The 20,849-nt window shown below is 61.2% G+C and carries 21 protein-coding genes and 1 pseudogene; 10 read left to right on the forward strand and 12 right to left on the reverse strand.

All coding sequences use genetic code 11. The features are described 5' to 3' along the window. Nucleotides 1-29 precede the first annotated feature (29 nt). The 5 genes from TP2_RS08700 to TP2_RS08720 form a co-directional block, all read right to left on the reverse strand. Entirely contained in the window at nt 30-2,321 is a 2,292-nt protein-coding gene (locus TP2_RS08700) for a tetratricopeptide repeat protein (protein WP_157617074.1), read from the reverse strand. After that, entirely contained in the window at nt 2,318-3,187 is an 870-nt protein-coding gene (motA, locus tag TP2_RS08705; protein WP_038075980.1) for a flagellar motor stator protein MotA, read from the reverse strand. Before motA ends, TP2_RS08700 begins: the two co-directional genes overlap by 4 nt. Before the next feature lie 64 nt (nt 3,188-3,251). Next, nucleotides 3,252-3,863 carry a MotE family protein gene (locus tag TP2_RS08710; protein WP_084714079.1) on the reverse strand — a complete coding sequence of 204 codons (612 nt, stop codon included), beginning with the start codon at nt 3,861-3,863 and terminating at the stop codon, nt 3,252-3,254. Next, on the reverse strand, nt 3,860-4,213 hold the full coding sequence (locus TP2_RS08715) for a hypothetical protein (protein ID WP_038075983.1): 354 nt from the start codon (nt 4,211-4,213) through the stop codon (nt 3,860-3,862). The genes TP2_RS08710 and TP2_RS08715 overlap by 4 nt, the downstream gene beginning before the upstream one ends. Before the next feature lie 11 nt (nt 4,214-4,224). After that, entirely contained in the window at nt 4,225-4,719 is a 495-nt protein-coding gene (locus TP2_RS08720; protein ID WP_038075986.1) for a flagellar basal body-associated FliL family protein, read from the reverse strand. Between the two features lie 120 nt (nt 4,720-4,839). Here TP2_RS08720 and fliF point away from each other — a divergent pair, with 120 nt between their 5' ends. Genes fliF through fliP form a run of 4 tightly spaced genes read left to right on the forward strand, consistent with a single transcriptional unit; the run spans nt 4,840 to nt 8,080 of the window. Next, complete coding sequence (gene fliF, locus TP2_RS08725; protein ID WP_038075989.1) at nt 4,840-6,459, forward strand: flagellar basal-body MS-ring/collar protein FliF; 1,620 nt, start codon at nt 4,840-4,842, stop codon at nt 6,457-6,459. Further along, entirely contained in the window at nt 6,456-7,052 is a 597-nt protein-coding gene (locus TP2_RS08730; protein WP_051692349.1) for a FliH/SctL family protein, read from the forward strand. The genes fliF and TP2_RS08730 overlap by 4 nt, the downstream gene beginning before the upstream one ends. Beyond that, complete coding sequence (locus tag TP2_RS08735) at nt 7,045-7,326, forward strand: FliM/FliN family flagellar motor switch protein (RefSeq protein ID WP_038075992.1); 282 nt, start codon at nt 7,045-7,047, stop codon at nt 7,324-7,326. The genes TP2_RS08730 and TP2_RS08735 overlap by 8 nt, the downstream gene beginning before the upstream one ends. Before the next feature lies 1 nt (nt 7,327). Next, entirely contained in the window at nt 7,328-8,080 is a 753-nt protein-coding gene (gene fliP / locus TP2_RS08740) for a flagellar type III secretion system pore protein FliP (protein WP_051692351.1), read from the forward strand. A 22-nt stretch (nt 8,081-8,102) separates the two neighbouring features. Here fliP and fmt read toward each other — a convergent pair whose 3' ends face one another. The 3 genes from fmt to def (TP2_RS08755) are packed head-to-tail and all read right to left on the reverse strand — an operon-like array spanning nt 8,103 to nt 10,054. Beyond that, nucleotides 8,103-8,999, reverse strand: a complete 897-nt coding sequence (gene fmt, locus TP2_RS08745) for a methionyl-tRNA formyltransferase (protein WP_038075993.1) — start codon at nt 8,997-8,999, stop codon at nt 8,103-8,105. A gap of 9 nt (nt 9,000-9,008) precedes the next feature. Further along, nucleotides 9,009-9,509, reverse strand: a complete 501-nt coding sequence (def, locus tag TP2_RS08750; protein WP_038075995.1) for a peptide deformylase — start codon at nt 9,507-9,509, stop codon at nt 9,009-9,011. After that, complete coding sequence (gene def / locus TP2_RS08755) at nt 9,509-10,054, reverse strand: peptide deformylase (RefSeq protein ID WP_038075997.1); 546 nt, start codon at nt 10,052-10,054, stop codon at nt 9,509-9,511. The genes def (TP2_RS08750) and def (TP2_RS08755) overlap by 1 nt, the downstream gene beginning before the upstream one ends. A gap of 127 nt (nt 10,055-10,181) precedes the next feature. Between def (TP2_RS08755) and TP2_RS08760 the strand changes: the two genes are divergently transcribed. Continuing rightward, complete coding sequence (locus TP2_RS08760) at nt 10,182-11,357, forward strand: MalY/PatB family protein (RefSeq protein WP_038075999.1); 1,176 nt, start codon at nt 10,182-10,184, stop codon at nt 11,355-11,357. A gap of 46 nt (nt 11,358-11,403) precedes the next feature. Here the strand turns inward: TP2_RS08760 and TP2_RS08765 are convergent, their stop codons facing one another. Continuing rightward, entirely contained in the window at nt 11,404-11,751 is a 348-nt protein-coding gene (locus tag TP2_RS08765; protein WP_038076001.1) for a hypothetical protein, read from the reverse strand. Nucleotides 11,752-11,931: 180 nt separating this feature from the next. Here TP2_RS08765 and TP2_RS08770 point away from each other — a divergent pair, with 180 nt between their 5' ends. Continuing rightward, complete coding sequence (locus TP2_RS08770) at nt 11,932-13,098, forward strand: lytic murein transglycosylase (RefSeq protein WP_038076003.1); 1,167 nt, start codon at nt 11,932-11,934, stop codon at nt 13,096-13,098. A gap of 4 nt (nt 13,099-13,102) precedes the next feature. On the opposite strand, the gene TP2_RS08775 is transcribed toward TP2_RS08770, so the two are convergent. Then, nucleotides 13,103-14,440 carry an HlyD family type I secretion periplasmic adaptor subunit gene (locus TP2_RS08775; RefSeq protein ID WP_051692352.1) on the reverse strand — a complete coding sequence of 446 codons (1,338 nt, stop codon included), beginning with the start codon at nt 14,438-14,440 and terminating at the stop codon, nt 13,103-13,105. Next, entirely contained in the window at nt 14,437-16,203 is a 1,767-nt protein-coding gene (locus tag TP2_RS08780; protein WP_051692354.1) for a type I secretion system permease/ATPase, read from the reverse strand. The genes TP2_RS08775 and TP2_RS08780 overlap by 4 nt, the downstream gene beginning before the upstream one ends. Before the next feature lie 213 nt (nt 16,204-16,416). Between TP2_RS08780 and TP2_RS08785 the strand changes: the two genes are divergently transcribed. Together TP2_RS08785 and TP2_RS08790 are read left to right on the forward strand one after the other, a co-directional pair. Then, nucleotides 16,417-17,196, forward strand: a complete 780-nt coding sequence (locus TP2_RS08785; RefSeq protein WP_240473730.1) for an MlaA family lipoprotein — start codon at nt 16,417-16,419, stop codon at nt 17,194-17,196. After that, nucleotides 17,153-17,782 carry an MlaC/ttg2D family ABC transporter substrate-binding protein gene (locus tag TP2_RS08790; protein WP_420804609.1) on the forward strand — a complete coding sequence of 210 codons (630 nt, stop codon included), beginning with the start codon at nt 17,153-17,155 and terminating at the stop codon, nt 17,780-17,782. The genes TP2_RS08785 and TP2_RS08790 overlap by 44 nt, the downstream gene beginning before the upstream one ends. Nucleotides 17,783-17,829: 47 nt before the next feature. Here the strand turns inward: TP2_RS08790 and TP2_RS08795 are convergent, their stop codons facing one another. Then, nucleotides 17,830-20,016: a transglycosylase domain-containing protein gene (locus TP2_RS08795; RefSeq protein ID WP_038076007.1), complete on the reverse strand. Its 2,187-nt coding sequence runs from the start codon at nt 20,014-20,016 to the stop codon at nt 17,830-17,832. A 274-nt stretch (nt 20,017-20,290) separates the two neighbouring features. Here TP2_RS08795 and TP2_RS08800 point away from each other — a divergent pair, with 274 nt between their 5' ends. Both TP2_RS08800 and TP2_RS08805 read left to right on the forward strand, forming a co-directional pair. Next, entirely contained in the window at nt 20,291-20,629 is a 339-nt protein-coding gene (locus TP2_RS08800) for a P-II family nitrogen regulator (protein ID WP_038076009.1), read from the forward strand. Between the two features lie 25 nt (nt 20,630-20,654). Beyond that, a pseudogene (locus tag TP2_RS08805) lies at nt 20,655-20,849 on the forward strand (ammonium transporter); the annotation flags it as partial.

Raw genomic sequence — 20,849 nt, forward strand, 5'->3', positions numbered from 1 at the left:
GTTTGCAGCTGCAGAGTGTTTGCTGCGTTTCAATTTCCGGCGCCGGAAATTTCGAATCGTTCCAGCATGTCATGCAGAGCTTTTCTTTCCTCTTCACTGGCCGCGAGCAGAGATTTTGCGGCATTGATTGGGCCGGTTTCGCCTTCGCTCTCAATGTCCTCAGGGGGGCTGAACCTGTCGATAAAGTTCTTTTCGATCGGATCCCCGTACTGGTGAAGCGTGTTCCAGTCGCCGATATGCCAGGCTTCTGCGCGTGCTTTTTCTTCATCTCCAGCGCGCAAGTAGGCCATGCGTGCGTCATCATGCCGGCCCAAGCGCGAGAGCGCGTCACCGCGCAGACTGTCGGCCGCGCTCCCGTCAACTCCCCTCAGATGCGCCAGGCCTGCCGCCGGGTCGAGTCCGGCAAGGGCCGCACGTGCCAGCAGAAGTTTGTCGGTCTTGGTTAGCTCATCGGCTGATTTCAAAAGTTCGGTCGCCGCGTCGGCCATACCGAGTCCCACCAATCGGTTGGCAAGCGCGGTACGGAGTGATCCGTCGGTGGCAGCAGTTGAGATCGGTTCACGTTGCGCAAAATATAAGCGCAGGAAAAGGGCGTCATCAGGTTGCTCGACGAACATTGTGAGCAATCTCGCTCGCGTCTCCGCTTGAGTTTCAGGATCAATCGCCTGGGGCCACTCTGACGAAGCTGCGAAAGCGGCGTCGAAGTTGCCTTGCGATGCGTAGCCTAGAGTGGCCGCGCGCAAGAGTGCTGGGGCTTCCGTGCCGCCTGAAAGCTCGAAGGCGAGCGCGAGCGCCTGTTCGATCTGAACATCGGGAACGACGCGACGGTCTTCCAATTCTTGGTCGATCAACATCAAAAGTGCTTCGACCGCGTCTGGTGCGTTTCGCTGCGCAAGTTTTTCAAGCGTTGCCCCTGTTTCTTTTGTGCCGACGTCATGCGCGAGATGTACGTCGACAACATTGAGTGCGCTTTTGTCTTCGACGCTCACCCGTGCCAGAGCGGCGCGGATGCTTTGCGCGACGTCTGGAGCGCCGATTGCGATTAGTCGGGAGACGAGTTTCGGTCCGAGCACGTGTCGTAAGTCTGGCGGGAGCGCGGAGTAGCTTCGGGTTACGGCACCGAAATTGACCGAGCGTTTTTGTGGCGGGGGCGATGCTCCCAATAGCGCCCAGAGTGCGACGGGGTTGTTGCATTCCGTCATGCGCGCATAGGGCGACTTCCTCGCAATCGGATCATCATCGAGCATCGCGGCGAGATAGCGCAGTGCCGTAACGTCCGGGCCAGGTTCGGCCAGGTCGTCAAGGACCGCGCGGGCCTCCACACCGAAACCGAAAGCGATATATACTCTTGCGAGTTCGATCACCCGGCTCTGATCCGGAATATCGAACTCCCCCATCAACTTGCGACGCACATCGCCAATCTGGACAAACACGGGTCGATCGTCGACCCATGCCCCAACGTCGAAATAGCTTTCCGGCGGGCAAGTCTCGCCAGCGTCCGTATAGGTGTTGCGCGGTGTCTGAAGTTGATCGCGGTCGATCGCCGTCATTGATCTGAAAGCGATATGACTTTCGAGCGCGATCGGGTCACTGCGCGGCGGCGGCAGAGGTTCCGTCGCGATGTCGACCTCGGGGTGTTGCTGGGCGGTAGAGGGTTCGTTCGGGTCAAGCGAGATAAGCCCTTGCGAGGCAGCACGGCCGATTTGCCGCAAGAGATTCTTTTCGATTTCCGAAATCTGCGCATGAGGGGGCGTCGGATCTGGCGGAGCAGGGCTCCGATCCCGGATCTCGGGAGGAGGGGCCGATGGCGGGGCTTGCGCAGGCTGTTCTGGTTCGCTCTTCCAGTAAAGGTCGAGGTACTCCACCCCTATGGCAGCCGGTTGAACCGTTTTAGGGGCTGTTGGCACTTCGGTTGTGTTAGGGTCTGGACCGAGAGGCTCCGACGAGGCCTCTGCCGTCGCAGGAACCTCGGGTGCAGTTCGAAAATCGATCACGATCGAACCATCGTCGAGCGTGAAGTGGTGCGCTACGACATTTCGTGCAGTTTCAAAGAACAAGCTGCCGTCCGATCCCGCCGTTACTCCAGTCAGGCGGGTTTTCGGAATGAGGCGGAAGACATTCTGCGTTTGGAAACGCGCATTGGGAATGTCTGTCGCCAACCGGAAGCCATCGCTCGTCTTTTGCAAGTTCCAATTTGCGTTTGCTGGCAATGAGACCACCAACCGCGAGAAATCCTCATGTTCTCCCGAGCGGATCATGATCGGTGCGGCGAATGCGGGCGTGCAAAAGAGGCAAAGACATAGGAGGAGATAACGGATCATGCCGCCTCCGACTTCACCGCTTTCAAAGCCTCTTCCAGATCTGCAAAACTGGGACGGATATGATGCGGTGTGTTCTGCCGACCGACTTCAATGCAGATATTCGTTGCGTGATTGTGCAGGTTGGCGACCAGGACCTCTCGGATCAGCTTGTAGAAATGGCTGTCTTCGTCGATCACCGATTTCATACGTGCGGCGAAGGGAGCGATGAAGCCGTAGGCCATGAAAACGCCGAGAAAGGTGCCGACAAGCGCCCCGCCGATCATTTTTCCCAGAATTTCAGGTGGCTGGTCGATGGAGCCCATGGTCTTGATGACGCCGAGCACAGCCGCCACGATCCCCAGCGCAGGCATGGCATCGGCGACCGATTGCATGGCGTGGCTTGAGTGCATCGCGTGATGGTAGTTGGCGTCAAGTTGCTTATCGAGAACCTCCTCCACCTGGATCGGATCATCGTAATTCATCGAGGCCGAACGCATCGTGTCGCAGATGATGTCGATCGCCTCGTGATCGTTCAGGATTTTGGGATATTTTCCGAAGATCGGCGAGCTGTCGGGAGCTTCGATATGTTCTTCGATTGCGACAGGGTTCTGGCGCGCGAGGCGTATCAGTTCGAAAAGCAGACACAGCAGATCGCGGTAATCGGCGGGCTTCCATTTCGGCCCTTTGAAGACTTTGCCGACATCCTTGAGCGTGTGTTTGATCGCAGCCACGTCGTTCGACAGAACGAACGCGCCAACGGCGGCACCGCCGATCATGATCATCTCGAAGGGAAGTGATTTGAGGATGATCCCCAATTTTCCCCCCGCGGCCACATAACCGCCGAAGACCATCGCAAAGATGATCACGATGCCGATGATGCCGATCATGAATGCCTCTCATAACTCTGTCGGGCGAGCGTTGCAGATTCGGCTTAAGAAAAGACCAATATCCTTAATCGGAAGGGGCTCCGGCATTGCGGCCCGCCATCAAGACGCTGATCGCATAGGCTTTCTTCGGATCGAGACTTTCCATGACCGCCGCTGCCGCATCCGGTCGCATGCGGCCCAGGAAGCCGGCGGCAAAATCGGGTGCCATCTCCTCGAAAAGCGGAGCCGCCTGTTTCGGTTTCATGTTCTCGTAAAGCGCGACGAGGCGTGCCACGTCTTCATCCGCAGCGCCATCCGCAATCGCGACAGTTTTCGCAAGCGCCTGCTCTGCGGAGATGAGGTCCTGCAGGCGGTTCTCGAGGCGTGCTTCGGCCAGAGCGACGGCATTGCTGCGATCGCTCAACAGCCCCTCTTTTTCAATGAGCTTTGCTTCGCGCGCCTTCAGATCGGCCAAAAATGCCATCAAGCCGGGCTCGGAGGGGCAGTCCTGCGTCTCATTTGGACCGGATTGAACTGCGGCATGAGTCGTTTCGGTCGCGCGGGCGAGCCCAGCCGTTTCGACGACGCGCAGGCCACCCGATACGACGAAGACACTGGCAATCATCCACAACAATCCGCGACCGATCCAGCGCTTGCGCCCGCGGTGCGACTTCGGGCCAGGAGCATTTCCACTCATTCCGCCGCCTCCATCGTCTCATGGCGGTGCCGTCTGCGCAGGATTCGCCGCCTGGGCTCTTCCTCATCGGGCAGGTCATGAAGTGATGCGAGCATCAACTCGAGCTTTTCGGCCCCTTTTTCGGCGCGCTCCGTTAATGCGCGAAGCTGCGTTTCCGAATGTGCTGCAGTGGCTTGAGCGCGCTCCAACGCGCGGGTCATATCGTCGACCTGCGCCGAAAGCACGGCGATAGCACCGCCCATGCCGTTCTCGAGCTGGTTGAAACGCTTGAGCCGCCGCGCGAGAACGAGGCAATAGCCCGCCGCCGCGAGGGCTGCGAGCGTGGTGAGAAGATCGGCGATGAGTTGCATCGGAGCCTCCGTCAGTTGAGAACGAATTCGATGATCAGCAAGTCACGGATGCGTCCTTCGCCGGTCACGATCTGGATCCGCCGCAGCATCTGCGCGCGCAGGCGCATCATTGCAGACGGATTTTCGAGCAGCTTCACATCGACCGCGCGGAGATAGCCGTTGAGTACATCCATTACGCGCGGTTTCAGAAGTTCCACATCTTTCTGATAGGCCTGCGGAACCTCGAGTTGGGCCACGAAGCGCAGGTGCCGAGCCCCTGTCCCGTTGAGTGAGATCGCAAGCGGATCGAGCGCCACATAGGCAATCTCGGGCAAGGCTTCGGGCGTTGGGACGTTCGCATCCGCGCCATGGATGGCAGCATCAGAATGTGGCGCGAGCACGAGGCCCGAATAGACCGCGTAGAACCCGCCGCCGCCAAGCGCGAGCATAAGAACGAGCCCGATCAGAAGCGGAAGTTTCGATTTCTTCTTGGGAAGCGTCTCCTCCCCGGCCATCGCGTTCGTCATGGTCTCACCAATTTCTTCGACGCAACCGGCATAGCCCGAAACCGACTAACCGATTGTTAAGCGCAATGCAGGAAAGTGACCGAGACGACGGGGCAGAAGCCCGCTCAGAGGAGGTTCGTCTTGCAACAGCTTACCGGTGCCTGGCAGGCCCTCGACATGCGCAAGCGGATAATGGTGATCGTGGCGGGAATAGCCATGATTGTCACCGTATTCACGATTTCCGCCATCGCGTCCAAGCCCACGATGGCGCTGCTCTACGCAGGGCTGGGCGGGGCTGAATCGGGCGAAGTGATCACGGCGCTCGAACAGCGCGGCGTGCCGTACGAGGTGCGTGGTGATTCGATTTTTGTCGAAGCGCCGCGGCGCGACGAGTTGCGCATGGCACTGGCTGCGCAGGGGCTGCCGGCGAACGGGGCCGCAGGTTATGAGCTGCTCGATTCGCTCTCTGGTTTTGGCACCACCTCGCAGATGTTCGATGCCGCCTATTGGCGCGCGAAAGAGGGGGAACTGGCGAGAACCATTGCCGCCTCCCCCGCGATTCGCAGCGCCCGCGTACACATCGCGCACCCGACGAACCAGCCCTTCCGCAAGGAACTGGAGCCGACGGCATCTGTGACAGTCGCCACCACCGCGGGGGCAATCAGTCAAGCTCAGGCCAAGGCGCTGCGATTCCTTGTCGCCTCTGCCGTGACCGGCATGACGCCCGAAGATGTCTCGGTTATCGACACAGCCCAAGGTTTGATCCCGGCCTCGGATGATCCTGCTGGACAGGCGGCCGGGCAGGATCGGGCGGCGGTGCTCAAGCAGAACGTAGAGCGGTTGCTGGAAGCGCGTGTCGGGCCGGGCAATGCGGTGGTCGAGCTCGCGCTGGAGACGGTCAACGAACGTGAGGCGATTACCGAACGGCGTTTTGATCCCGACGGTCGTGTCGCGATTTCGACTGATACGCAGGAAAATACCAAGACCTCTGATGCGACCCGGCCCGGCGCGGTGACCGTGGCCTCGAACCTGCCCGAGAACGGGGCGGGCGACGGTGGCAAGTCGCAAAGTCAGTCGAGCGAGACCCGCGCTCGGACCAATTACGAGGTGTCGGAAACCCGGCGCGAATTGCTGCGCACCCCCGGCGCAATCAAGAGGCTGAGTGTCGCGGTGCTTGTCGACGGTGTGACCACGATCTCCGCGGATGGCACGACCAGTTGGCAGCCACGCTCCGAAGCGGAGTTGGCGGATCTGCACGAACTCGTTGCCTCGGCTGTCGGCTACGATGAAACGCGAGGCGATGTCATTACTCTGCGCTCGATGCAGTTCGAACCGCTGCCCGAGCTGGGGACCGCTGCGGGCGCGAGCGGGTTCGGCGCGATGGCTCTGGATCTCACACAGATCATTCAGATCGCACTGCTGGCAGTCGTGGCGATCGTCCTTGGTCTGTTCGTCGCCCGTCCGCTCCTGTTGCAAAAAGCGCAGCCCACGATGAATGAATTGCCCCCACCCGGGCCAGAGGCCGGATCGCGTCCGGCGCTGACGGGTGAGATCGCCGAGGATGATTTGCCGGAGATGAACATGCAGGTCGTGTCCGATTTCGATATCGGGGATCTGCCGATGGCCAGCAATTCCGATTTCGAGATCGATCGCCCGACCGACCCCGTCGAACGCCTGAAAAAGATGATCGAAGAACGCCAGGCTGAAACGGTGGAGATTCTGCGTAGCTGGATGGATGAGGCCGGGGAGAAGGCGCGATGAGCGGTCGGCTGACACTCGAATCCTTCGAAGCCGGACCGCCGGAAGAGCAGGGTCTTGCCCTCGATCCCGCCGTATTCGAGGAAGCCAAGCTTGCCGCTTTCGAGACCGGATATCAGGCGGGATGGGATGATGCGGTCGCCGCGCAGAATGCAGAGACGGCGCGCCTTCATTCCGATCTCGGGCAGAACCTCCAGGCGCTTTCCTTTACCTATCAAGAGGCACGCGCTCAAATGCTTCAGGCGCTGCGCCCGCTCCTGGTCGAGATCTGCGAAAAACTCCTTCCGCAGATGGCGCGTGACAGCCTCGCGGGGGTGGTGGTCGAGCAACTTATACCGGAAGCCGAGGCGCTTGCCTCGGTGCCGATCGTCATCTCCGCCAATCCTGTCGCGCTACCCCAGATCGAGGAATTGCTCGCGCATAAAACAGACCTTCCGCTCCGCTTCGTGGCCGAGCAGATGCTCGGCGAGGGTCAGGTTTACCTGCGGTTTTCCGAAAGCGAGACCAGGATCGACCTCGATGCCGTGACCGCGGCGATCTCGAACGCTGTAACCACCTATTTCAATGCCGATTTGAAGGACGAAACCGATGTCTGACCCGGCCCGAACCGATACGTCTGCCAGCAACCCCTTCACGCAGGTGCCGATCGAGATCACGATCTCTGTCGGAAAGGCGCGTCCGCTTGTGCGCGATCTGCTGCGTCTCAAGCAAGACGCGGTTCTACCGCTTGATCGTCGGGTGGATGACCCGGTCGAGCTCTATGTCGGCGACAAGTTGATCGCCCGAGGCGAGTTGACCGAGGTCGAGGGGGAGGCCGGTAAGCTGGCTGTACGCCTGACTGAGGTGGCCGATCTGCAAAACGGGCTGTGACATGCGCATCATCGGACCTGCGCGCGTCTCAACTGTCTTTCGGTTAGCCGCGTTAACCCTAACGCTTTCTGCGACGCCGCTGGCCGCGCAGGACATCACCTTGTCTCTGGGCGATGGCGACAGTCTCGCGGGGCGCTCGCTCCTGATCGTTGCGGCGATCACGCTTCTCAGCCTCGCTCCCGGGCTCGCGATAATGGTGACGGCCTTTCCGTTCATCGTCACGGTGTTGTCGATCTTGCGTCAGGCGCTGGGCTTGCAGCAATCGCCGCCGAACATGTTGATCATCAGCCTCGCGCTGTTTCTCACCTGGTTCATCATGGAACCGGTTTTTCTTGAGAGCTGGCGCGTCGCGGGCCAACCGCTCGTCGATGGCACGATCGACTGGCAGGAGGCCTTTTCGCGCGGCATAGAGCCTTTTCGCGCCTTTATGGCCAATCGTACCAACCCCGAAACCTTCACTTCGCTCGCCGCTTTGCGCGAAGGCGTGCCTTTCGAAGGGGAGCTTGCGACGGCGCCCCTCTCGACCCTCGTGCCGTCCTTCATGCTCTCGGAAATCACGCGGGCCTTCCAGATTGGTTTTCTCGTTTATCTGCCCTTTTTGATCATCGACCTCGTCGTCTCCGCTGTGCTGATGTCGATGGGCATGATGATGGTGCCGCCCGCGGTGGTCGCTCTCCCGTTCAAGCTCGCATTCTTCGTGGTGGCCGACGGGTGGGTTCTGCTTTCGGGTGCCCTGGTCAGAAGCTATTTCTGAGCTTGGAAATCGACCGCAAGGTTCAGTCGAGACGCGCGGGCAAGGTCAAGCCGCGCAGGATCTCTGCTGCCTCCATCGGGCGTTTACCCGGACGCTGGGCTTCGAGCACCTCCAGGGCACCACTGCCGCAGGCGATAGTAAAACCGCCAAGCACCGACCCGGGCGCACCGATTCCCTGCGCCAGAGTCGCGCGCAGCAGCTTGATCCGTTCGCCGTCGACTTCGCACCAAGCGCCGGGAAAGGGCGAGAGACCGTTGACGTGGCGCACGAGATCTGCGGCAGGGCGTGCCCAGTCGATCCGCGCCTCGGCCTTGTCAATCTTCGCGGCGTAGGTAACACCCGCCTCGGGCTGAGGCGCGGGTGTGAGCGTGTCGATCCGGGTGAGCGCATCGAGGATCAGCCGGGCCCCCATCGCGCTTAGCCTGTCATGCAGCTCGCCCGTTGTCTCAATCGCGCCGATCGGGGTCGCCTCGCGCAGCAGAACCGGTCCGGTATCGAGCCCCGCCTCCATCTGCATGATGCAAATCCCGGTCTCCGTATCGCCTGCCATGATCGCGCGGTGGATCGGCGCGGCCCCGCGCCAGCGCGGCAGCAGCGAAGCATGGATATTCAGGCAACCCTTCGCGGGCGCGTCGAGAATTGCCTGCGGCAGGATCAGCCCATAGGCCACCACCACCGCAATGTCGGCTTCGAGCGCTGCAAAAGCTGCACGATCCTCGGAGGATTTGAAATTTAGGGGCGTGCGGACCTCAAGACCGAGCTCCACCGCTTTCGCATGTACGGGCGACGGGCGGTCCTTTTTGCCGCGACCTGCGGGACGAGGCGGCTGGGAATAGACCGCAACAATCTCGTGTTCTGAAGCAAGAGCCTCGAGAACGGGAACGGAAAACTCGGGCGTGCCCATGAAGATGACGCGCATCTGTCCTCCTCAGCTCTTGTGGAGCTTCTTAGATTTCTGGACCAACATCTTGCGGCGCAGCGGAGAGAGATGATCGACATACATCTTGCCGTTCAGATGGTCGATCTGGTGTTGGACCGAGGTCGCCCAAAGCCCGACGAAATCGCGGTCTTCCATCTCGCCGGCCTCATTGAGAAATCGGACGGTAACGGCGCGCGGCCGCTCGATCGGGGCGAACACGCCCGGAAGGTTCGGCGAGGCCTCGTCATGTTTGCGCATCTGTATCGAGGCGTGCAGCACCTCGGGATTGGCCATGCGAATGGCCTGCCCGCGCTTGTCGGAGGCATCGACCACCGCGAGCCGCATCATGATCCCGATCTGGGGCGCGGCGAGGCCCACGCCCGGCATCGCGTCCATCGTCTCGATCATGTCGTCCCAGATCATACGAACTGTCTCGGTGATCGCCTCGACCGGCTCGGCGGGGCGATGCAGGCGCCTGTCGTCATAGGGAATGAAAGGGCGCACGGCCATCAGAGGATCGGATCCTTCGCGGCACCGCTACGAGCGCGCTCGCGCTTGAGCTTCTCCATTTTGCGGGTGATCATCTTGCGCTTCATCGGGCCGAGATAGTCGATGAAGAGCTTGCCGTTGAGATGATCAAACTCGTGCTGTGCGCAGGTGGCCCAGAGGCCGTCGAACTGCTCCTCATGGGTCTGACCGTCGAGGCCCAGCCACTTCATGCGCACTTCCGCCGGGCGCGTGACCTCGGCATATTGCTCGGGGATCGACAGGCAGCCTTCCTCGTAGACATTCGTCTCATCGGAATGCCACGTGACCTCCGGATTGATCATGACCATCGGTTCGGGCGCCGCATCCTTTTCCTTGACGCAATCCATCACGAAGACGCGCTTCATCACGCCGACCTGCGGCGCGGCGAGGCCAATGCCAGGCGCATCATACATGGTCGCGAGCATGTCATCGGCGAGTTTGCGGATCTCGTCGGTCAGTTCGGGCACCGGGTCGCACACCTTCTTCAGGCGTGGATCGGGATGGATGAGGATCGATCGTAGCGTCATGGATCGGGATTTAGGCGAAGCGGCCCTTCTGTGCAATGGCGCGGCGATTGTGCCAGTGACAAAACGCCGTTTGTATCCCCCGCGCGCTTTTGCTCAGATGCGCGCGATTTGCAGAAAAGAGGCCGTAATGAGCAAACCCGATTTCGACGAGATGATCGACCGCGTGGGCACCCATTCGATGAAATGGGATGTGATGGAAGAGCGCTACGGCGTCTCGCCCAAGGACGGAATCCCGATGTGGGTGGCCGACATGGATTTCCGACCGCCCGCCTGCGTGCAATCGGCTCTTGCGGAAATGGTTGCTCACGGCATTTACGGCTATTGGGGCGACGAGCGCGATTATCACGCGGCGATTGGTTGGTGGATGCGCGAACGGCACGGCTGGGAGGTCTCGCCGGACTCGATTTTCACCACGCATGGTCTGGTGAACGGCACGGCGATGTGCATTGACGCCTTCACAAGCCCCGGCGATGCGGTGGTGTTGATGTCGCCCGTCTACCATGCCTTCGCGCGTGTCATCAAAGCTTCGGGGCGCGAGGTGCGAGAATGCCCGCTCGTGCTGAAAGATGGTCGCTACGAGATGGATTTCGATGTGTGGGACACGTTGATGACCGGCTCGGAGACGATGCTGATCCTCTGCTCGCCGCATAATCCGGGCGGTCGGGTCTGGAGCAGGGACGAGCTGGAGGCGACTGCGGCATTCGCGAAACGGCATGGCCTTGTGCTGGTCTCCGACGAGATCCACCATGATCTCGTGATGCCGGGGCAGGTGCATATTCCGATGGCGGTGGCCGCGCCCGAGCAACCCGTCGTGATGATGAGCTCGACAACGAAGAGCTTCAACATAGCGGGCACGCATTCGGGCAATGTCATCATCGCCGACCCTGAACTTCGCGCCCGGTTTGCCGCGCGCATGGCAGCGCTCGGGATCGCGCCCAACAGCTTCGGGATCAAGATGGCGACGGCGGCGTATAGCCCCGAAGGCGCCGCTTGGATCGACGCGCTCACCGCTTATCTCGATGAAAATCGGACGCTTTTCGATGCTGGGGTGAATGCAATTCCGGGGCTGCGCTCAATGCCTCTTCAATCCACATATCTTGCCTGGGTCGATTTTTCCGGGACGGGCATGGCGCCAGAAGAGTTCACGCGCCGGGTCGAGAAAGAGGCGAAGATCGCGGCCAATCACGGCGATACCTTCGGGTCCGGCGGCGAGTCCTTCCTGCGTTTCAACCTCGCGACGCCGCGTGCGCGTGTGGCCGAGGCTGTAGAACGTCTGCAATCGGCATTCGCCGATCTGCAATGAAAAAACGCCGGGTGATCCCGGCGTTTTCCGCTTTCTACCTCAATGCTTAGAGCTCGGGCAGATATCCTGCGATCCGCGGACCGTCCTGAGCGAAGTCGAGCGGCGCACGGTCGCTCACCGCGGTCTCGCGCTTGACGGTGCAGATCAACTCGCGCCCCTGAATTTCGGAGGCGACGATCAGGCAGGTCGCGACATGCTCGGGGCCGTCATAAAGGTCGATATGCCCGCGCAGGTTGGTGACCTGATCGGCATCGAGCGCAAAGCCACCCTTGAAGCGACGCAGTACCGGCCAGATCTGGCCACCCGCGAGAACACGCAGCCGCGCATTCTTCGCAGCCTCGCGTTTTTGCGCTGCGCGCAGCCCTTCGAGCACCTCCTTGGGCAGGAATTCCATGACAACCTCCAGCAGCTTCCCCACGCTTCATGCTGATCACGTTAATGTAAAAAGCAAGTTAACCTTTTGGCCGGTCTCATGCCGCATGTGCAAAGAGTGCTGAAATTGCAACGGCTTGGGTGGTTGCCGGTCGTGCGACCCGGCGTTAGCGTGATGCCGTGATCCGTTGGGGAGGTAACCATGCGCCGGCTTTTCTTCATCGTGCTCCTGACGATCGTGCCATCCTTTGTCCAGGCGCAATGCGGCGGCAGTTGGTCTGCCTTTCTTGGCGGAATTCGCACGGAGCTCCGATCTGCGGGTCTCAGTACGCGCGAGATCGACGGGTTTCTTGCGGGGGCGCGGCAGGAACCGAAAGTACTCCGTGCCGACCGGGCACAAGGGGTCTTTCAGAAAAGTTTTCTCGATTTTGCAGCTGCGGTTATCAGCCAGAACCGAATGGTGAATGGCGCGCGCAACACCAAGCTCTATGCTGCCACCTTCGATCAGATCGAGCGCACCTATGGGGTGCCGCGCGGGGTGTTGCTCGCGTTCTGGGCACTCGAGACTGATTACGGAGCGGTGCAAGGAAACTTCAATACCCGAAACGCGCTGCTTACGCTCGCACATGACTGTCGGAGGCCCGAGTTGTTTCGACCGCAAGTGATTGCAGCCGCAGAACTTTATCGGCGCGGTGATTTCGATCCGCAACGCACGACCGGAGCGTGGGCGGGCGAAATCGGGCAGGTACAGATGCTGCCCGACGATATCATGCGAAACGGGGTCGATGGGGATGGCGACGGACATGTCCGGCTGAAAACCTCTGCGCCCGACGCCTTGATGTCCGGCGCCAAGATGTTGCGAGATCTCGGCTGGCGTCCTGGCGAGCCGTGGATGCAGGAAATTAGCGTCCCGGCCTCTCTCGATTGGGCGAAGACTGGCCTTGAGACGGAGCTGTCGACAAAAGACTGGGCGGCGATGGGCGTGAAGGCCCGCCAGGGGACGCTGGCACGTGGCATGCGCGGATCCGTTCTCTTGCCGATGGGACGGAATGGCCCGGCTTTCTTGGTCTATCCCAACTTCCGGGTTCTCTTCGAGTGGAACAAGAGCTTCGTCTATGTCACGACGGCGGCGTATTTCGCGACCCGACTCGAAGGGGCCGCACGGATGAAACCTGGCACGCCAGATCGCGGATTGAGTCCCGCTCAGATCAAGCTTTTGCAGTCAAAGCTGACAAAGCTGGGCTATGATGTTGGCAAAGTTGACGGAATCCTTGGAGCGAAGACCCGTCCGGCGGTGCAAGCTGCGCAAGAACGTCTTGGTCTGCCTGCCGATGGATGGCCGACGAAGACCCTTCTCGATCGGCTGTAAAGGGTCAGACCGGTCCGTGCTCTCCCGAAAAGAAGGAGAGGAACGGACTGAGAAGATAGTGCAGCGGGGATATGTTGGCTGTGCGTAAAAATACCTCCGCAGGCATGCCGGGAAGCAAATGCTGACGGTGTGGCGCTGCCATCTGGCCCATGTCGAAGGCGATCTCGATCTGGTAGTAGGTCTCTCCGGTGGTTGCATCAGAAACAATATCCGGCGAGATCCGCGTCAACTCCCCGGTCAGCTCAGTCGTGCTCCGGGACGTCAGGCCCGGAAACCTCAAAGTCGCGATCTGACCGGGTCTGACATCATCCACATTGATCGGGGCGAGCCGCGCCATGATCACCAGGGGGCGGTCTTGTTCGATGATGGAAAGGACGGGCTCTGCCGGGCGCAGCACCGCGTGATCGCCTGAAACCATGACTTCATGAATGATGCCGCTGGTCGGTGCGCGCAGATCGCGCCTCTCGATCAGTTGTCGCAACCTTTGTTCACGCTCGGCAAGCTCGAGTGCCTTGGCCCGCGTTTCTTCGAGCTCCGCTTCGACGGATTCGCGACGCTGCAAAACAAGCCGCGTCGCGGCGAGGACGACCTCGCCGCGTTGGACTTTGACCAGAGCCCGCTGTGAATTGAGCGCGCCCATGCGACCGTCCAACGAGGCACTTTCGCGTTCGAGAGCGAGGACGCGACTTGTTTGGGCAAGTCCTCGGTCCCGAAGCTTTCGTTGTGCGGTGAGCTCTTGCTCTATGAGGTTAGTCTGTCGCTGCAGCGCCGCGATCTGAGCATCAACCCCGGCGCCTTGCGCTTCGATCTCGCGCGCCTGCATCGAAAGATGCGCGCGCTGTTGAATGAAACTCAGGGTGCGCGCTTCGAACAATGCGGTTTGGCCCGCCATCAGGCGCGCGATTTCGGGACGGAGCTGCGCGGTGTCGGTGAGTCGCGACGGAAAGTTGATAGTCTTTGTATTTTCAAGTTCGGCGGTGAGGCGGGCACGTCGGGCGAGGAGTTCGAGATAGGAGGCTTCGATAATGGCGAGTTCGGATTTCTTGTCGTCCGATTCGAGTTGCAGGACCACTTGGCCTTTCTCGACATGGTCGCCGCTTTTGACCAGCAGGCGTTGAACGACACCGCCATCCGGGTGTTGGATGATCTGTCGGTTCTTATCGACCTCGACGCGCCCGTTCGCTCCGACCGTTCCCGCCAGTCGCGCCGAGAGCAGCCATGTTCCAACACCGGCGACGAGCAGGCTGATGGCGATGAAGCCGATCAAGGTTGGCAGGTGTTTTGACTCTGCGCTTTGAGGCGCATCGAAACCGGTTGGAAGGCGCTGCGTCTTTTCGGTCATGCCGCACCTCGTTTCTTGAGTGCAGGATGTGTGCGGTTCGCGGAGGTGATCAGGCGGCGCAAGACGTCATCGCGCGGACCCAGAATGCGCTGGACGCCGTGGTCGAGAACAAGGACGCGATCGCATTCAGCGAGAGAAGCGGGACTGTTGGCCATCACGACCACCGAGCCATCACGCGATTTCAGATCGCGAATCACGGTGTTTAGGGACGCACCTGAATCGCTGGCAGGGTTCAGGTCGGGTTCGTCCAGCAGCAGGATGACCGGGTCGCAATAGAGCGCTCGAGCGAGTGCGATCTGTTGGCGTTGGCGGTCCGACAGCACGTTGTCATGAAGATTGATATTGGTCTCATAGCCATTGGGCAGATCGAGGATCATTCGATGCGCACCCGCGCGTTTGGCCGCCTCGATGACCTTCCGAGGATCAGGATTTTGTTCAAGACGCGCGATATTTTCCGCGAGTGTTCCTTCGAAGAACGTGACGCGTCGCGGCAGATAGCCGATGAGGCGGGCGAGTCGATCGGGCTCGTATTGATGAAGCTCGACCTCGTCGAGCAGAATGGCCCCCGAGCTGAGCGCCTGATTGCGACACAGCGCGCGCGCGAGCGTCGTTTTGCCCGAACCCGCGGGCCCGATAACGCCCAGAGCTTCGCCGGGCTCAAGGGTGAAGCTGATCATATCAAGCGTTGGACGGCTCGTTCCGGGGATCGTGATTGCGATATCCTCGACAGAGAGGCGGGCGGCGGGACGTGCAAGCTCGGTCCGCCTTTCGGGCTCGGGGGACGCCCCCAGAAGCCGGGCGAGCCGGTGGCGCGCATTGCGCGCGCCGCTCCAGACCGTCCAGCCGCCAATGATCTGCTCAACTGGGGCGAGGGCGCGTCCCATCAGGATTGACCCTGCGACCATCGCGCCCGGCGTTACCTCGGATTTGAGGACGAGATAGGCCCCGAGCGCGAGCATTGTCGATTGCAGCAGCATGCGTAGGGTGCGTATCAGCGAGTGAAAGCTGCCGCTGAGGTCCGTGGCGCGGATCGACGCGGCCATCGCACGGTGCCGCGAATCGCGCCATCGGGCGAATCCCGTTTCACGCATCCCCATGGCGGTGACGGTGTCGATATCTTTGAGCAAGCTATCGGCGAGCCTTCGCGACGCGATTTCAAGCTGGCTCGCATCACCCAGCCGGTCCTGTGTGAAATATTGCGTCAGTGCTGATAGCGTGACGAGCAGCGCCCCACCTGCCGTGGCGAGCCAGCCCAGCCAGGGATGGAAAACGAAGAGCACGCCGAGATAGAGCGGTGTCCAGGGTAGGTCGAACCACGCCTGTGCGACGGGCGCATTATAGTAACGCTGGATCGTCTCGAGATCGCGCAGTGCATTATGTGCGGTCATCTCACGATTGGGGTCGGCTGCGCCGCGGATCGACGCGTCAAAGACCCGTTTCTCCAACCGCGTCTGAAAGTCGGCACCCAGTCGGGCGAGCAGCCGTCCACGCGCCCAATCGAGGGCGCCCATCATCGCGAACAGAAAGACCACGAGCACGAAGAGATTTATCAGCGTCGGAAAGGAGTGCGCCGGCAGCACGCGGTCATAGACCTGCAGCATGAACAGTGGGCCCGTCAGCATGAGGATGTTGACCAAGGCGCCAAAGAGCACGACCAGTGTGATATGCTTTCCCTCACCGCGCAGTAGGCGGGCAATCTCGGCCTGACCTTTTCGGATCAGAGTGCTGCGCAGCGCGGGCTCCTCGCGGGTGACGATCGGCATGTTTCCCTCCTCGCGGCAGTGGTGATTCTTCCTCTGCGGCGATGCGCAAGGCCCAAGCAGAGTGGTGCTCAGAGGTGAATTTGCGGTAAATCGCCTTCAGAGCTTCGATCACGGTGGCTGTGGAACTCCACAGTTTGCCGAGCCAATTCGTTGCGGCGCGGGGGTATCGGTATTATGTCTTCGACACTGACGCGGGACGTTGGGAGCAGAAATTTGAGCCAGGCTAAAGCAAGTCTCGATACGGGCAGCCGTGCCGGAGCGCGCGCGCGCCGTGGCGTGGCGACATTCGTCGGCATGACCTTGCTTGCGCTCGCTGCCTGCGGGCCCGTACCGCGCGAAGCGGGGATCAACGATCCTTACGAGGCTTCGAACCGGCGCACCCATGAATTCAATAAAACCGTCGACTCAGCTTTCTTCCGCGGCGAAGACGATCAGCCCGCCGGCCCGGTCTCGCGCACCCTGTATAATGTCGGCAGCAATCTGGGGCTTCCGGGCAAGGTGGTGAACTCGCTCCTTCAGGGGCGCCCCGAACCCGCGATCAAGAACACGTTCCGCTTCCTGATCAACTCGACTCTTGGCCTCGGCGGGATCTTCGATCCGGCGGGCTCGAGCTTCTCCTTGCCCGAGACGGATACCGATTTCGGCGAGACCTTGCATGTCTGGGGCGTGGGCGAGGGGGCCTATGTCGAGCTGCCCTTCGTCGGCCCGTCGACCGAGCGCGACACGCTCGGCATCTTGGTCGATTTCGTCATCAACCCGCTCAACGCGCTGCCCGAGAGAGAACGCGTGGCGGCTTCGGCGCTACGGCTGGGCGGGCATTTCGCGAAGCGCCGGATCTACAGCTCGACGATTGATTCGGTGCTTTATGACAGCGCCGACAGCTATGTGCAGGGCCGGTTGCTCTATTTGCAGAACCGCCGGTTCGAACTCAACGGTGAGGAGATGAGCGATGCCTATGCCTACGACCCCTATGACGACCCGGCGCTGCAATAGGCGGGCGGTTCTGGGCCTCGGCCTGGCGGGGTTGGCGGCGGCAGCCCTGCCGGGGCAGGCGCTCGCGCTGACCGATGCGCAGGCCAAGGCGCTGATCCAGCGCGCGGTCAATGACGTGAACGCTGCAATCGCCTCGGGCAAGACCGGGCCGGCGCTCTACGCGATGTTCGAGCGGATCTTCGCGAAATATGCCGATGTGAACGTCATTGCGCGCTCCGCGTTGGGCATTGCCGCCCGCAGCGCCAGCGCGGCGCAGATGTCGGCCTTCACCAGAGAGTTTCAGGGTTATCTTTCGCGGAAATACGGCAAGCGCTTCCGCGAGTTCCAGGGGGCGAAGTTTCAGATCCAGGGCGCGCGCCCGGTGAAATCCTTCTACGAGGTGAAGACCATCGCGACTCTGCCGGGACAGGCTCCCTTCGAGGTGCTCTGGCAGGTCTCGGATCGTTCGGGTTCGGACAAGTTCTTCAACCTGATCGTAGAGGGTGTGAACATGCTCGCCTCGGAGCGCGCCGAGATCGGGGCGATGCTCGATCGTCGCCGTGGCAATATCGACCTGCTGATTCAGGATCTCAAGAAAGCGGGCTGAGCCCTGCGCTTGCGCTGATCCCGAGCCACGGGCTCGGGATCGCACGATCAGTTTGCGCCAAAAATCCCCAGCAGCTCCTTCAGGATCGAATCCGAAGGGTTTCGGCGTTCGCGCCGGGTCTCGGCCGGAGCCGTGCCGCCCGCGCTTTGGGTCTGGCCCGGATATTGCTGGCTCTGGCTCTGCCATTCCGCGGGGCTCGCCGCAGGCAGCGGTTTCGCCGGTTGGCCGTCGAGCACGCGCTTCATCGTCTCGTGGAAGATTTCGGCGGGCAGGCCGCCCCCCGTCACACCCTTGAGCGGTGTATTGTCGTCATTGCCCATCCAGACGCCGACCACGTAATCGGAGGTGAACCCGATGAACCAGGCATCGCGCGAGCTTTGGGTGGTGCCGGTCTTGCCCGCAATCTCGTAGCCGTCGATATTCGCGCGCCGCCCCGTCCCGTGGAGCACGACCTGGCGCATCATATAGGTCAGTTCGCGCGCGGCCTTCTGCGAGATCACACGCTCGCCAATCCCGCCCGGTTTGCCAAACAGGGGCTGGTCATCGCCTTTCAGCGTCAGGGAGGTCAGCCCGTAAGGCTGTACCGACGAGCCGCCATTGAGGATGCCGGCATAGGCGCCCGTCATGTCGAGCAGGTCCGATTCGCCGACCCCGAGCGCCACTGACGGCAGGTTCGGCAGATCCTGAGCGAAACCGAAGCCTTCCGCGACCTTGATGACATACTCGCGGCCCACGGCCTCGGAAACGCGCACGGTCGCGACGTTCACCGAATGCTCCAGCGCCGTCGTCAGCGTGATCGGACCCATGTAGCTGCGCTCGTAATTGCGCGGGGACCAGTCAGGCGAGCCGGGCATTTTCACGGTCAGCGGCGAGTCATCGACCATCGAATCGGGCGTGTAGCCCAGATCGAGTGCGGTCGCATAGACGAAGGGCTTGAAGGTCGAACCGGTCTGGCGTTGGGCCATCGTGGCATGGTTGAAGGCACCGGTGACCTTTGTCGCGCGTCCGCCCACCATCCCTCGAACCGCGCCATCGGCCGACATCACGACGATCGCGGCCTCGGCCTCGCTGTCTTTCTTGACCTTGTTGTCGAAGACATTCTGCATCGCCTCTTCGGCGGCAGTCTGAATGCGCTGATCGAGCGTCGTCTTGATCACCACGTCCTCGGTCGTGTCGCGCGACAGAAAGTCGGGAATCGTGTCCATGATCCAGTCGGCGAAATAGCCGCCCGCGCGCTTCTGCGCCGCCTGGCTGAGCGTTGCCGGGTTGTTGCGCGCGTCGAGATATTGCCGGTCGTTCAAATAACCTTGCTCATGCATCAGCATCAGAACGGTTTCGGCCCGATCCTGCGAGCGTTTGAGGTCGTTGGTGGGGGCGTAACGGGTCGGCGCTTTCAGCAGGCCCGCCAGCATCGCCGCCTGTTGCGGATCCACATTGGCCGCCGAAATGCCGAAATAACGCTCGGACGCGGCTTCGAAGCCACGTGCCCCGGCTCCGAGATAGGCCCGGTTGAGGTAAATCGAGAGGATCTGATCCTTGGTGTATTTCAGTTCGAGCGCGAAGGCGTAAGGCACTTCCTTGATCTTGCGGCGCAGTCCGCCCGAGCGGCAATCATCCTCGTAGGCGGCCTCGTTCTTCCATTCCTTGGGGTCGAACTTCACGCCAAGACACAGAAGCTTTGCGGTCTGCTGGGTGATGGTCGAGCCGCCATTGCCGTCGAACGGTCCGCGCCCTTCGCGCAGGTTGATCGCCATCGCCGAGGCAATGCCGCGCGGCGAGATGCCGAAATGGTGGTAGAAGCGACGGTCCTCGGTCGAGATCACGGCATCGCGCAGCCAGGGCGAGACATTCTTCGCGTCGATCTGGCCGCCGAAGGTTTCCCCGCGCCAGGCGAAGACCTTGCCCTCATCATCGAGCATCGTGACCGAGCCGCGCGTGCGCCCGTCGAGAAGCTGCGTGTAATCGGGCAGAGTGGAATAGAAATAGAGCGTCGCCACGCCGACCACGAGCGCCACGATCATCGCCAGGCGCCAGCCGATACCCCAGACGATCCGCCAGATGAGCCGCACCAACCCCACGACGGCGCCCACGATCGGGCCGTGCCGACGCGGTGGGCGCGGTTTCTTCGCGCGGGTTTTGCGCGGCTTGGGGGCCGCTTTCTTGGGGGGCTGCTTCGACGAAGAATAGCGCTTGTCGGCCACCAACGGCCCTTGCCGTCCGCCCTTCTGAGTCATCTGCCTGATCCGCTGCCTCGGTTTTCGTTGTGCGCAATTTACACGTGCGACCGAGGGATGTGGACCCGGATAAAGTCACGATTCGGCTTCTCAAAAAGCGTAAATTTTATGCAAGATGCACAAAATGTATAAAAAATAGGCGCCATCACGGGGGCGCGAGGCCCTGTGAGCCCCGCGATTCCTTGTGCGGGTGCAGCGAACTGGGCTTTCTGACGACCGTGCGGTGCCGCTCAAGATCGGTGCCGAAAGGGCTGAACCAAGGAAGGGATGTCAGGTGAAACTCATCATTGCAGCAATCAAGCCGTTCAAGCTCGAGGAGGTGCGCGAAGCGCTCACCACCATCGGCGTGCGCGGGATGATGGTAACCGAGATCAAAGGTTTCGGCGCCCAGTCGGGCCACACCGAAATCTATCGTGGCGCTGAATATGCCGTGAATTTCGTACCGAAGGTCAAACTCGAGATCGTCGTGGCCGACGGGCTCGCCGACGAGGTCGTCGACACGATCCTCAAGGCCGCCAAGACCGACAAGATCGGCGACGGCAAGATCTTCGTGCTCGACGTCGCGCAGGCTGTGCGCGTGCGGACCGGCGAAACCAATGATGATGCGCTCTGAGACGCGACAGGGGAAAAACAGGACTATGAAAAACCTTTCGAAAATCACTGGCCTTGCGGTTGCGATGACCGCCGTGGCCCTGCCGGCGCTGGCGCAAGATGCCGCTCCGGCCGCGATGGATCCGCCGGCCAACGAGATCGGCTTCATTCTCAACACCTTCATGTTCCTCGTCACCGGTTTCCTGGTGATGTGGATGGGCGCGGGCTTCTCGATGCTCGAA

The sequence above is a fragment of the Thioclava pacifica DSM 10166 genome (assembly GCF_000714535.1).
Classification (GTDB): domain Bacteria; phylum Pseudomonadota; class Alphaproteobacteria; order Rhodobacterales; family Rhodobacteraceae; genus Thioclava; species Thioclava pacifica.

Bases quoted from the DNA above. Each gene is read 5' to 3' on its own strand.
- TP2_RS08700 (WP_157617074.1), bottom strand. From the start codon at position 2,321: ATGATCCGTTATCTCCTCCTATGTCTTTGCCTCTTTTGCACGCCCGCA.
- motA (WP_038075980.1), bottom strand. From the start codon at position 3,187: ATGATCGGCATCATCGGCATCGTGATCATCTTTGCGATGGTCTTCGGC.
- TP2_RS08710 (WP_084714079.1), bottom strand. From the start codon at position 3,863: ATGAGTGGAAATGCTCCTGGCCCGAAGTCGCACCGCGGGCGCAAGCGC.
- TP2_RS08715 (WP_038075983.1), bottom strand. From the start codon at position 4,213: ATGCAACTCATCGCCGATCTTCTCACCACGCTCGCAGCCCTCGCGGCG.
- TP2_RS08720 (WP_038075986.1), bottom strand. From the start codon at position 4,719: ATGACGAACGCGATGGCCGGGGAGGAGACGCTTCCCAAGAAGAAATCG.
- TP2_RS08730 (WP_051692349.1), top strand. From the start codon at position 6,456: ATGAGCGGTCGGCTGACACTCGAATCCTTCGAAGCCGGACCGCCGGAA.
- TP2_RS08735 (WP_038075992.1), top strand. From the start codon at position 7,045: ATGTCTGACCCGGCCCGAACCGATACGTCTGCCAGCAACCCCTTCACG.
- fliP (WP_051692351.1), top strand. From the start codon at position 7,328: ATGCGCATCATCGGACCTGCGCGCGTCTCAACTGTCTTTCGGTTAGCC.
- fmt (WP_038075993.1), bottom strand. From the start codon at position 8,999: ATGCGCGTCATCTTCATGGGCACGCCCGAGTTTTCCGTTCCCGTTCTC.
- def (WP_038075995.1), bottom strand. From the start codon at position 9,509: ATGGCCGTGCGCCCTTTCATTCCCTATGACGACAGGCGCCTGCATCGC.
- def (WP_038075997.1), bottom strand. From the start codon at position 10,054: ATGACGCTACGATCGATCCTCATCCATCCCGATCCACGCCTGAAGAAG.
- TP2_RS08760 (WP_038075999.1), top strand. From the start codon at position 10,182: ATGAGCAAACCCGATTTCGACGAGATGATCGACCGCGTGGGCACCCAT.
- TP2_RS08765 (WP_038076001.1), bottom strand. From the start codon at position 11,751: ATGGAATTCCTGCCCAAGGAGGTGCTCGAAGGGCTGCGCGCAGCGCAA.
- TP2_RS08770 (WP_038076003.1), top strand. From the start codon at position 11,932: ATGCGCCGGCTTTTCTTCATCGTGCTCCTGACGATCGTGCCATCCTTT.
- TP2_RS08775 (WP_051692352.1), bottom strand. From the start codon at position 14,440: ATGACCGAAAAGACGCAGCGCCTTCCAACCGGTTTCGATGCGCCTCAA.
- TP2_RS08780 (WP_051692354.1), bottom strand. From the start codon at position 16,203: ATGCCGATCGTCACCCGCGAGGAGCCCGCGCTGCGCAGCACTCTGATC.
- TP2_RS08790 (WP_420804609.1), top strand. From the start codon at position 17,153: ATGCCTATGCCTACGACCCCTATGACGACCCGGCGCTGCAATAGGCGG.
- TP2_RS08795 (WP_038076007.1), bottom strand. From the start codon at position 20,016: ATGACTCAGAAGGGCGGACGGCAAGGGCCGTTGGTGGCCGACAAGCGC.